Annotated in this window: 2 protein-coding genes; both read right to left on the bottom strand. The window is 74.0% G+C overall.

What is annotated here, in order from left to right:
- Positions 1-8,519, bottom strand: an 8,519-nt coding sequence (locus ACWDR0_RS32865; RefSeq protein ID WP_456355484.1) for a type I polyketide synthase, incomplete at its 3' end; no start/stop codon positions are given.
- A 44-nt stretch (positions 8,520-8,563) separates the two neighbouring features.
- The coding region (locus ACWDR0_RS32860; RefSeq protein ID WP_456355483.1) for a type I polyketide synthase at positions 8,564-12,715 on the bottom strand (4,152 nt) is incomplete at its 5' end.

Genomic DNA, 12,715 nt, shown 5'->3' with positions numbered 1-12,715 from the left:
ACCGCCAACCCACCACCAACCCCAGCCGACACACCCTCCCCAACCAACAGAACCTCCCGCACCTCCGGAAGATCCCCAATCAACGGCCGGGGGCGAGCAGCCGCAAACGCCGGAGCGAACCGCGCCCAGTCGACATCCGCGACGGTCAGGCAGGTCTCCTGGTCGCCGACGGCGTGCAGGAGCGCCGTCAGGGCGACGGCGGGGGTCAGCGCGGTGAGTCCTCGCTTGTGGAGCGAGTCCCCGGTGGCGTCGGCGGCCATTCCGGCGCCCGCCCACGGGCCCCAGGCGATCGACGTCGCGGTCAGCCCACGGGCCCGGCGGTACTCCGCGAGACCGTCGAGGTAGGCGTTGGCGGCGGAGTAGGCGCCGCCCGCGCCGCTGCCCCAGACACCCGCGATGGACGCGTACAGCACAAAGGCGTCCAGCTCCCGGTCGCCGAGGACCTCGTCGAGGACGGCGGCGCCGGTCACCTTGGCGGCCATGGTCTCGGCCAGCTCCCCGTCAGTGAGGTCGGCGAGCAGCGCGTCCCGGGTGACTCCGGCCGCGTGGACCACAGCGGTCAGCTCCGGCAGCGAGTCGACGAGTCCGGCCATGGTGTCCCGGTCGGTGACGTCGCCCGCCACCGCGGTGATCCTCGGGTCGGTCTCCGCCGTAACACCACTGCGGCTCAGCAGGACGATCCGCTCGGCGCCGGACTCCAGCAGCCGGTGGGCCGTCTCGGTGCCGAGGGCACCGGTGCCGCCGGTGACAAGTACGGTGCCGCGGGGCTCCCAGCCCGCGCCGGAACCGGTCCGGGGGGCGCGGCCCAGCCTGCGCCCGTAGACGCCCGAGGCACGCACGGCGACCTGATCCTCTTCGCCTCCGAGCACACTCACCAGACGCGCCAGGATCCGGGCGTCGGGGTTCTCGGGCAGGTCGACGAGGCCGCCCCAGCGCTCGGGGTGTTCAAGTCCGGCGACCCGGCCCAGACCCCAGACTGCGGTCTGGTCGGGTGCGGTCACCTGGTCGGAGCGGCCGACGGACACGGCGCCATGAGTCAGGCACCACAGCGGGGCGTCGCTGCCGGCCCGGACGGCGGCGAGGGTCTCGGCCACTCCGCCCGCCGAGAGAACGCCTTGGACGTCCCCGGTGCCTTCGAAGCCGGTGCGAACCGTCGCGCCGTGGTCGCGCAGGGCCTGGGCGATCGTCTCGTCGATGCCGAGGACGACCCATTCGCCGGTGAGCGCGGGCGCGGGCAGTCCGGTCAGCGGCTTCCAGTGCGTCCGGTAGCGCAGGGACGTCAGTGACGACTCCGTACGGTCGTTCCGGCGCCACTCGGCAACCGTGGCGAGGGCGGTGTCGTCGAGCTGGAGAGCGCCGCTGTCCAGGGCGTTCCAGAAGCGGGAGTCATCGTCCTCCCCGGCGGCCGGGGCGATCTCGGGCCAGTACTGCGCACGCTGGAAGGCATACGTCGGCAGGTCGATCCGGCGGGCGCCGGTGCCCGCGAAGAACGCGGCCCAGTCGACGGGGGTACCGGTGGTGTGGAGGCGGGCCAGCGCGGTGAGCGCGGACTCCGTCTCGGGCCGGTCGCGGCGGAGCAGCGGGACGCCTTCGGCGAGGGCGGACAGGATCCCGTCCGGGCCAATCTCCAGGAAGGACGTCACACCCTCGGTACGCAGGTTCTCCACGGCGTCGTGGAAGCGGACCGCGTCCCGGACGTGGTTCACCCAGTACTCGGCGTCGACCCGGGCGGGCAGGCCCGCCACAGGGATTGTGGCGCGCTCGTACGAGAGCCCCTCGGCGACGGCCCGGAACTCGGCCAGCATCGGGTCCATCAGGTGCGAGTGGAAGGCGTGGCTGACGCGAAGACGCTTGTTCTTCCACTGCGACGCGAGCGCGAGTACGGCGTCCTCGTCGCCGGAGAGGACCACGGAGCGGGGGCCGTTAACTGCGGCGATGTCGACACCAGCGGTCAGCAGCGGGCGTACGTCGTCTTCCGAGGCTTCGACGGCGACCATCGCGCCGCCCTCCGGCAGGGCGCCCATCAGCCGCCCGCGCGCCGCGACCAGCGTGCAGGCGTCCGCCAGCGAGAACACCCCGGCCACCTGCGCGGCCGCGATCTCACCCACCGAATGCCCGGCGAGATAGTCGGGACGCACACCCCAGGACTCCACCAGGCGGAACAGCGCCACCTCGACCGCGAACAACGCGGCCTGCGTGAACGCCGTACGGTTCAGCAGCTCGGCATCATCGCCGAACACCACATCCGCCAAGGGCCGGTCGAGTTCCGTGTCCAGATGGGCACAGATCTCGTCGAACGCCTCCGCATAGACCGGGAACGTCTCGTACAGCTCCCGGCCCATACCGATGCGCTGACTGCCCTGGCCACTGAACAGGAACGCCAGCCGCCCTTGCCCGGCCGTGCCGCGCACCGCGGTGGAGCGGCCTTCGGCCAGCGCCGTCAGCTCCGTCACCAGCTCCGCCCGGTCCGACACCGCCAGCACCGCACGGTGCTCCAGCGCCGACCGCGTCGTCCCCAGCGAGAAGCCCACATCCAGCAGCCCGGCACCGGAACCCGCATCCGAGCCCGCCAGCTCCAGCAACTTCGACGCCTGGGCCCGCAGGCCCTCCGCCGAACCCGCCGACACCACCACCGGAACCACCGGCAGCACCACCCGGGCCACCACCGGCTCCGACTCCAGCTCGGGGGCCTGCTCCAGGATGATGTGGGCGTTGGTGCCGCTCATTCCGAACGAGGAGACACCGGCCCGGCGGGTACGGTCCGATTCCCAGGCGCGGGCCTCGGTGAGGAGTTCCACGGCGCCGGCCGTCCAGTCGACGTGCGGTGTCGGCTCGTCCACGTGCAGGGTCTGGGGCATGACTCCGTGCCGCAGCGCCATCACCATCTTGATGACACCGCCGACACCGGAAGCCGACTGCGTGTGGCCGATGTTCGACTTCAGCGAACCCAGCCGGAGCGGCCGGTCGTCCGGCCGGTCCTGGCCGTAGGTCGCCAGCACCGCCTGCGCTTCGATCGGGTCGCCCAGGACGGTGCCGGTGCCATGCGCCTCGACCACATCGACATCCGCCGATGTCAGTCCACCTGACGCCAGCGCCTGGCGGATCACCCGCTGCTGGGCCAGCCCATTGGGCGCGGTGAGGCCGTTGGACGCACCGTCCTGGTTCACGGCGCTTCCGCGGACGACCGCGAGCACCTGATGGCCGTTGCGGCGCGCGTCGGAGAGGCGCTCGACGAGCACCACACCCACACCTTCGCCCCAGCCGGTGCCGTCCGCTGCGGCCGCGAATGCCTTGCACCGGCCGTCCTCCGCAAGCCCCCGCTGCCGCGAGAACTCGATAAACGTGCCAGGAGTCGCCATCACCGTCACACCACCCGCAAGCGCGAGCGTGCACTCACCCTGACGCAGCGCCTGCACCGCCAGATGCAACGCCACCAGCGACGACGAGCAGGCCGTGTCGACCGTGACCGCCGGGCCTTCGAGACCGAACGTGTACGACAGCCGGCCGGAAACGACACTGGCCGCGTTACCCGTCGCGAGATGCCCCTCGGCAGCCTCCGCCGAGTTCACCAGCACCGCACCGTAATCCGCACCATTCGTACCCACGAACACACCCGTACGACTGCCACGCACCGACACCGGGTCAATACCCGCCCGCTCAAACACCTCCCACGAAGCCTCCAGCAACAACCGCTGCTGCGGATCCATCGCCAACGCCTCACGCGGCGAAATACCGAAGAACAACGGGTCGAACTCCCCCGCACCCGCCAGGAACCCACCACCACGAGCCGTCGACGTACCCGAACCACCACCCGCAAACAACGCCCCCAGATCCCAGCCACGATCCGACGGAAAACCACCCACCGCATCCCCACCCGAAACAACCAGATCCCACAGCTCCTCAGGCGAACCCACACCACCCGGATACCGGCAGCTCATACCGACAATCACCACCGGATCGTCGTCCACCGACACCACCGAAGGCAGCACCGAGCCCGGGTCGGCGGTCTCCGCGCCCGCGAGCCGGTCCACCAGGTGTCCGGTCAGGGCGGCGACGGTCGGGTGGTCGAAGACGAGGGCGGCGGGGAGCTTGAGGCCGGTCTCCTCGGTGAGCCGGTTCCGCAGCTCGACCGCGGTCAGCGAGTCGAAGCCGAGGTCGCGGAAGGCGCGGCCGGGTTCGATCGCCTCGGCCCCGGCGAAGCCGAGTACCGCGGCGGCCTCGGTGCGGACCAGGTCTTCGAGTTTGAGGACCAGTTCGGCGCGCGGCAGGTTCCAGCGGTCCATGGCCGGGGTCCCGGCCGCGGTCTCGCCGGCGAGGGCGGTCCGGACCTCGGGCAGGTCGCCGATGAGGGGGCTGGGCCGGGCGGCGGCGAACGCCGGGGCGAACCGGGCCCAGTCGACATCGGCGATCGTCAGGCAGGCCCGGTCGCCGACGGCGGCGCGCTGGAGGGCGCCGATCGCCAGGGCGGGCGGCAGGGAGCGCAGCCCGCGGCGGGCGAGTTCGGCTTCGGCGCCGGTGTCGGCGGCCATCCCGGCCTCGGCCCAGGGGCCCCAGGCGAGGGCGGTGGCGGCCAGGCCGTGGGCGCGGCGGTGCTCCGCGAGTCCGTCGAGGTAGGCGTTGGCGGCGGAGTAGGCGGCAAGGCCGCCGCTGCCCCAGACACCCGAGATGGACGAGAAGAGGACGAAGGCGTCCAGGTCGCGGTCGCCGAGGAGTTCGTGGAGGGCGGCCGCGCCGCCCGCCTTGGCGGCGAAGACGGTGGCCGCCTGGGCGGCGTCGGTGTCCTGGACGGGGGCGGCGTCGCCGACGCCCGCGGCGTGGACGACGGCGGTCAGGCCGGTGATGCCGTCGAGCGCGGCGGCGAGGGCCGGGCGGTCGGCCATATCGCAGGCGACCGCGGTGATCCTCGGGTCGGTCTCCGCCGTAACGCCGCTTCGGCTGAGCAGGACGACGTGTTCGGCGCCGGACTCCAGCAGCCAGCGGGTGACGGCGGTGCCGAGGGCGCCGGTGCCGCCGGTGACCAGGACGGTGCCGCGCGGGGTCCAGGGCTCCTCGGGGCCGCTGTCGCGGTCCCGGACGAGGCGGCGGGCGTAGCTGCCCGAGGCACGTACGGCCACCTGGTCCTCGGTGCCCGTGAGGGCGGCGGCAAGGGCTGTGAGGGCGCGGTCGTCGGGGTTCTCTGGCAGGTCGATCAGACCGCCCCAGCGCTCCGGGTGTTCCAGGGCGACGACCCGGCCGTAGCCCCAGGCCGCGGTCTGCGCGGGGGCGCGCAGCGGGTCGGAGCGGCCGATGGACACGGCTCCGGAGGTCACCGTCCAGACGGGGGCGGCGGGTTCGGCGCGGACCAGGTCGAGGGTGGCGGCGAGGCCGCGCGGCAGGACCGGGTGGGTGGGGTCGGCGCTGTCGTCGAGGGCCAGCAGGGAGAGGATTCCGGCGAGGTCGCCGAGCTGCGGCAGGGGGCCGGTTCCGTCGGTGACGACGACCCGGGCGCCGTGGGCGGTGAGGGCCGCCGCGTACGGCTCGCAGGGCCGGTCGGAGACGATGAGCCAGGTTCCGCCGAGGGTGCCGGGATCCGTGCCGGTGGCCGGGGCGGCGAGCGGCTGCCAGGTGGTGCGGTAGCGCAGGGAGTCGAGGGCGGACTCCTCGCGGCGCCGGCGTCGCCAGGCGGTGAGTACGGGCAGGGCGGGGGCGAGGTCGTCGGCGGTGTGTCCGTCGAGGCCGAGGGTGAGCCGTTCGAGGTCGCCGCGTTCGACGGCGTCCCAGAAGTCGGTGTCCTCCGCGCCGCCGCCGGTCCCGGTCCGGCCGGTGTCGGGGACGGTGGTCGTGTCGGGCCAGTAGCGGTCGCGCTGGAAGGCGTAGGTGGGCAGGTCGATCCGGCGGGCGCCGGTCCCGGCGAGAACGGCGGTCCAGTCGGGGGACGTACCGCGGACGTGGAGTCCGGCGACGGCGAGCTGGAGGGCCTCGGTCTCGGGGCGGCCGGTGCGGAGGGCGGGGAGGAACGCGGCGTCCTCGGTCACGCAGTTCTGTCCGGCGGCGGTCAGGACGCCGCCGGGGCCGATCTCCAGATAGGTGGTGACGCCCGCGTCCGCGAGGAGGCGCATGGTGTCGAGGAAGCGGACGGCGTTCCGGACATGGTTCACCCAGTACTCGGCGTCCACCCGCTCGGGCTGACCGGCGACCGGGATCCGGGCGGGCTCGTACGACAGGGATTCCGCGACCGTGCGGAACTCGGCCAGCATCGGGTCCATGCGGTGCGAGTGGAAGGCGTGGCTGACGCGGAGGCGCTTGTTCTTCCACCGCGAGGCGAGCGCGAGTACGGCGTCCTCGTCGCCGGAGAGGACGACTGCCTTCGGCCCGTTGACCGCGGCGATGTCGACACCATCGGTCAGGAGCGGGCGTACGTCCTCCTCGGAGGCTTCGACGGCGACCATCGCGCCGCCCTCCGGCAGCGCGCCCATCAGCCGGCCGCGCGCGGCAACCAGCGTGCACGCGTCCGCCAGGGACAGCACCCCGGCGACATGCGCGGCCGCGATCTCACCCACCGAATGCCCGGCGAGCCGGTCGGGGCGGATGCCCCACGACTCGACGAGCCGGTACAGCGCCACCTCGACCGCGAACAGCGCGGCCTGGGTGTACTCCGTACGCTCCAGAACAGCCGCTTCCTCGCCGAAGAGGACGTCCTTGACGGGGAGTTCGAAGCGGGCGCAGACGGCGTCGAACGCCTCCGCGTACACGGGGTACGTGTCGTACAGCTCCCGGCCCGTCCCCAGTCGCTGGCTGCCCTGGCCGCTGAACAGGAACGCCAGCCGCCCGGGGGCGGGGGTGCCGGTGACGACGCGGGCGGCGGAGCGGCCGTCGGCGAGGGCGCGCAGGCTCTCGGCGAGGGTGGTGTGGTCGTCGGCGACGACCACGGCCCGGTGGTCGAGCGTCGCGCGGCCCGTGGCGAGCGAGTGCGCGAGGTCGGCGACGGCGGGCCGGCCGGTTTCGAGGTGGTCGGCGAGCCGGGCGGCCTGGGCGCGGAGGGCCTGGGCGGTACGGGCCGAGACCGGCAGCGGCAGGGGGCCCGCGGGGCGGGTCGCCGCCGGGGCGTCACCCGTGCCGTCGATGCCTTCGGTGCCGTCGGTGTTTTCCGGGGAGGGCGCGGGGGCCTCTTCGAGGATGGTGTGGGCGTTGGTGCCGCTCATGCCGAAGGACGACACACCGGCCCGGCGCGGGCCGTCCGCCGTCCAGTCCCGGGCCTCGGTGAGCAGTTCGACGGCGCCGGCGGTCCAGTCGACGTGCGGGGTGGGCGTGTCGACATGGAGCGTCCTGGGCAGCACGCCGTGCCGCATCGCCATGACCATCTTGATGACCCCGGCGACACCCGAAGCGGACTGGGTGTGGCCGATGTTCGACTTCACCGAGCCCAGCCAGAGCGGCCGGTCCCCGGAGCGGCCCCGGCCGTAGGCGGTGAGCAGGGCCTGTGCCTCGATGGGGTCGCCGAGTACGGTGCCGGTGCCGTGCGCCTCGACGGCGTCCACCTGGTCGGGGGTGAGCCGGGCGTCGTCCAGGGCTTGGCGGATGACCCGCTGCTGGGCGGGGCCGTTGGGGGCGGTCAGCCCGCTGGAGGCGCCGTCCTGGTTGACGGCGGAGCCGCGGACGACGGCGAGGACCGGGTGGCCGTTGCGGCGGGCGTCGGAGAGCCGCTCCAGCAGGAGCAGTCCGACGCCTTCGCCCCAGCCGGTGCCGTCGGCCGCGGCGGCGAAGGTCTTGCAGCGGCCGTCGGCGGCCAGGGCGCCCTGGCGGGAGAACTCCAGGAACGCGCCGGGGCTCGACATCACGGTCACACCGCCGGCGAGCGCGAGTCCGCACTCGCCCTTGCGGAGCGCCTGGACGGCGAGGTGCAGGGCCACCAGCGACGACGAGCAGGCCGTGTCGACGGTGACCGCGGGGCCTTCGAGACCGAGGGTGTAGGAGAGCCGGCCGGAGATGACGCTGGCGGCGTTACCGGTCGCCAGATAGCCCTCCTGGCCCGCGCCGGAGGCCACCAGCAGGGCGGCGTAGTCCTGGCTGTTGGTGCCGACGAAGACACCGGTGCGGCTGCCGCGCAGCGAGTCGGGGGCGATTCCGCCGCGTTCGAACGCCTCCCAGGTGGTCTCCAGGAGCAGCCGCTGCTGGGGGTCCATGGCGAGGGCCTCGCGCGGGGAGATCCCGAAGAGGGCCGCGTCGAAGTCGGCGACCTCCTGGAGGAAGCCCCCTTCCCGGGTGTGGCTCCTGCCCGCGGTCCCGTGCTCGGCGCCGAACAGGTCCTCGGTGTCCCAGCCCCGGTCGGCGGGGAAACCGCCGATCGCGTCGGTGCCGTCGGCGACGAGCCGCCACAGGTCCTCGGGCGAGCGGACGCCACCGGGGTAGCGGCAGCTCATGCCGACGACCGCGATCGGGTCGTGCTCCTTGTCCTCCAGTTCGGCGACGCGCTGCCGTGCCTGCCGAAGCTCGACGGTCATCCACTTGAGATGGTCGAGCAGCTTCTCTTCGTTCTTCACCGCTCCGTCACCTCTGCCACCTGTGCCAGCTCCCCCGACTCGCGTCACTGTGTCTTTCCGAACTCGTTGTGGATGATGTCGAAGATGTCGTCCGCCGAGGCGTCCTCGATCTTCCGGTCCGTGGTCGTCTCGTCGCCCCACTGCACGAGCAGCCTCCGCAGCCTGTCGACGGTCCCGGCCCGCTCCTCGTCGGTCGCCGCGGCCATCGCCGCGGCGAGCCGGTCGACTTCCCCGGCGACCACCGCCCCGGTGTCCGGGACCAGTTCGGCCTGGAGGAAGCGGGACAGCTCGGTGGGTGTAGGGCAGTCGAAGACGAGCGTGGTGGGCAGCTTCAGCCCGGTGGCCGTGCCGAGCCGGTTCCGCAGCTCGACGGCGGTCAGCGAGTCGAAGCCCGACTCCAGGAAGCCGCGGCCCGGTTCGACCCGGTCCGCCGAGTCGTGGCCGAGTACGGCCGCCGCTTCGGTGCGGACCAGGTCCAGCAGTTCCCGGCCGCGCTCGACGTCGGACAGTCCGGCGATCCGCTCCCGCAGGGCGTCCGCGCCGCCCGCCGTCTCCGGTTCCGGTGCGGCGGCCGGGGGCGCGACCTCGTCGAGGAGCGGCCGCGGCCGGGCGGCGGTGTAGGCGGGGGCGAAGCGGGCCCAGTCGACGTCGGCGACGGTGACCGTGGTGTCGCCGCGGTCCAGCGCCCGCTGGAGTGCGGTCAGCGCCAGCTCGGGCGCGATGACCGGGAGTCCGCGGCGGGCCAGTTCGGCGGCGCCCGCGTCGGCCATACCGCCCTCGCCCCACGGGCCCCAGGCCACGGCGGTCGCCGGGAGACCGGCGGCGCGGCGGCGCTGGGCGAGCGCGTCGAGGTAGGCGTTGGCCGCGGCGTACGCGGACTGTCCGCCGCTGCCCCACACTCCGGCGATGGACGAGAACAGCACGAACGCGTCCAGTTCCCGGCCCTGTTCCCGCTCCCGCTCCCCGAGGAGTTCGTCGAGGAGCGCGGCGCCGGTGACCTTGGCGGCGAGGACCGCCGCGATATCGGCGGGCGTGGTGTCGGCGAGCGGGGCCGCCTGTCCCGCGCCCGCAGCGTGGACGACCGCGGTCAGTCCGGGCAGCGAGTCCAGCAGGGCGGCGACGGCGTCCCGGTCGGTCATATCGCAGGCCGCGACGGAGGCCGCCGGTCCGAGGTCGGCCAGCAGCCCGGCCGCGCCCGGCGCGTCCGCGCCGCGGCGGCTGGTGAGGACGACGCGTTCGGCGCCGCCTTCGATCAGCCAGCGGGCGACCCGGGAGCCGAGGGCGCCGGTGCCGCCGGTGACCAGGACGGTTCCGCGCGGGGTCCAGCGGCGGCGCGGTTCGTCGCCGGGCGCGTGGACCAGCCTGCGGGCGAAGCCGCCCGACGGCCGGAGCGCGATCTCGTTCTCGTGGTCGTCACGGGTGACGGCCGCGAGGACCCGGTGCCAGGTGCGCTCGTCGGGCGCGGCGGGCAGGTCGATCAGACCGCCCCAGCGCCTCGGGTGCTCCAGGCCGACGACCCGGCCGAAGCCCCAGGCGAGGGCCTGGGCGGGGCTGACGGGCCGGTCGGCGCGGCCGGTGGCGACGGCGCCGGAGGTCAGCAGCCACAGCGGGGCGTCGACCGCGGCGTCGCCGAGGGCCTGGGTGAGGGTGGTGGTGGCGGCGAACCCGGCGGAGCCCAGGGGGTGTTCCCGCTCGTCCAGGGCGAGGGTCGACAGCACACCGCTGGGGGCGGGCAGTCCGGCCAGGGCCTTGACGATCCTCTCGGTGAGCTGGACCCGGTCGGTGTCGGTGGTCTCCAGGGCGACCACGGTGGCGCCCCGGCCGGTGAGGGCCTCGGTGAGCGCGGCCGCGGTGTCGTCCGCGCCGGCGACCAGCCAGACGCCGGGCAGGACCGGGACGTCCGTGTCGGCCAGGGGCGTCCAGTCGATCTGGTAGCGCCAGGAGTCGGCGGTGGTGTGCGCGCCGCGCTTGCGGTGCCAGCCGGCGAGGGCGGGCAGGACAGCGCTGAGCGGCGCGTTCTGCTCGATGTCCAGGACCTCCGCGAGGGAGGCGATATCCCCGCGGTCGACGGTGTCCCAGAAGTGCCCGTCCCCGCTGTCCGCGGCGGGTGCCGGTCCCGCGGTGAGCCAGTAGCGCTCGCCCTGGAAGGCGTAGGTGGGCAGGTCGGTGCGGTGGGCGCCGGTGCCCGCGAACAGGGCGGCCCAGTCGACGGGGGTGCCGGTGGTGTGGAGGCGGGCCAGCGCGGTGAGCGCGGACTCCGTCTCCGGGCGGTTGCGGCGCAGCAGGGGTACGCCGCCGTCGGCCAGGGCGGCGAGGATGCCGTCGGGGCCGATCTCCAGGAACGTCGTGACGCCTTCGGTACGGAGCTGCTCCAGGGCGTCGTGGAAGCGGACCGCGTCCCGGACATGGTTCACCCAGTACTCGGCGTCGACCCGGGCGGGCTGGCCGGCGACCGGGACCCGGGCGGGCTCGTACGAGAGCTTCTCGGCGACCGTGCGGAACTCGGCCAGCATCGGGTCCATGAGGTGCGAGTGGAAGGCGTGGCTGACCTTCAGCCGCTTGTTCTTCCACCGCTCGGCGACGACCAGGACGGTGTCCTCGTCGCCGGAGAGGACCACCGCGCGGGGCCCGTTGACGGCGGCGATGTCGACTCCGTCGAGCAGGAGCGGGCGTACGTCCTCTTCCGAGGCCTCGACGGCGACCATCGCGCCGCCCTCGGGCAGGGCTTCCATCAGCCTGCCGCGGGCCGCGACCAGGGTGCAGGCGTCCGCCAGGGACAGCACCCCGGCCGCATGCGCGGCCGCGATCTCGCCCACGGAGTGCCCGGCGAGATGGCCGGGGCGGACGCCCCACGACTCGACGAGGCGGTAGAGCGCGACCTCGACGGCGAACAGCGCGGCCTGGGTGTACACCGTACGGTTCAGCAGTCCGGCGTCCTCGCCGAAGACGACGTCGGCGAGCGGGCGCTCCAGTTCGGCGTCCAGATATGCGCAGACGGCGTCGAACGCGTCGGCGTACACGGGGAACGCGTCGTACAGCTCCCGGCCCATGCCGAGGCGCTGGCTGCCCTGTCCGCTGAACAGGAACGCCGTACGCCGGCCGGCTTCGGCCGTACCGCTCACGACCCCGGCCGCGGAACGGCCTTCGGCGAGCGCTTCGAGTCCGGCCGCGAGTTCGGCGCGGTCGGCGGCGACCACCACGGCGCGGTGGTCGAGTACGGCCCGGCCGGTGGCCGCGGAGAACGCCAGGTCGGCAAGGCTCCGGCCGGTGGCGGCGGGGGTGTCGAGGTGGGTCCGGAGCCGGGTGGCCTGGGCCCGCAGGGCGGTGGCGTCATGGCCGGAGACGAGGACGGGTACGGCCGTGAGGGCCCGTGCCGTGTCGTCCCGCGGCCGCTCCGGCTGCTCCGGCTCGTCGGCGGGGGCCTGCTCCAGGACCGCGTGGGCGTTCGTACCGCTCACGCCGAAGGCGGAGACCGCCGCCCGGCGGGGGCCTTCGGACGCCCAGGCCCGGGTCTCGGTCAGCAGCCGGACCTCACCGGTGGACCAGTCGACGTGCGGGGTGGGCTCGTCGACGTGCAGGGTCCTCGGCATCACGCCTTCACGCATGGCCATGACCATCTTGATGACCCCGGCGACACCGGCCGCGGCCTGCGTGTGGCCGATGTTGGACTTCACCGAGCCCAGCCAGAGCGGCTCGCCGGACGGGCGGCCCTGGCCGTAGGTCGCGAGGAGCGCCTGGGCCTCGATCGGGTCGCCGAGGGTGGTGCCGGTGCCGTGTGCCTCGACGACGTCCACATCGGCGGTGGACAGTCCGGCCGAGGCCAGGGCCTGGCGGATCACCCGCTGCTGGGACGGCCCGTTCGGCGCGGTCAGACCGTTCGACGCACCGTCCTGGTTCACCGCGCTGCCGCGGACGACCGCCAGGACCTGGTGGCCGTTGCGGCGGGCATCGGACAGCTTCTCCACGAGCAGCATGCCGACGCCCTCGCCCCAGCCCGTACCGTCGGCGGCGGCCGCGAAGGCCTTCACCCGGCCGTCGGACGCGAGCCCGCGCTGCCGCGAGAACTCGACGAAGACGCCCGGTCCGGCCATCACGCTGACGCCGCCGACGAGGGCCATGGAGCATTCGCCCTGGCGCAGCGACTGGGCCGCGTAGTGCAGGGCGACCAGCGACGACGAGCAGGCCGTGTCGACGGT

Source organism: Streptomyces sp. NPDC003691, assembly GCF_053981115.1.
The sequence above is the reverse complement of the archived record's forward strand: the minus strand, read 5'-3'. Positions and strand labels throughout refer to the sequence as shown.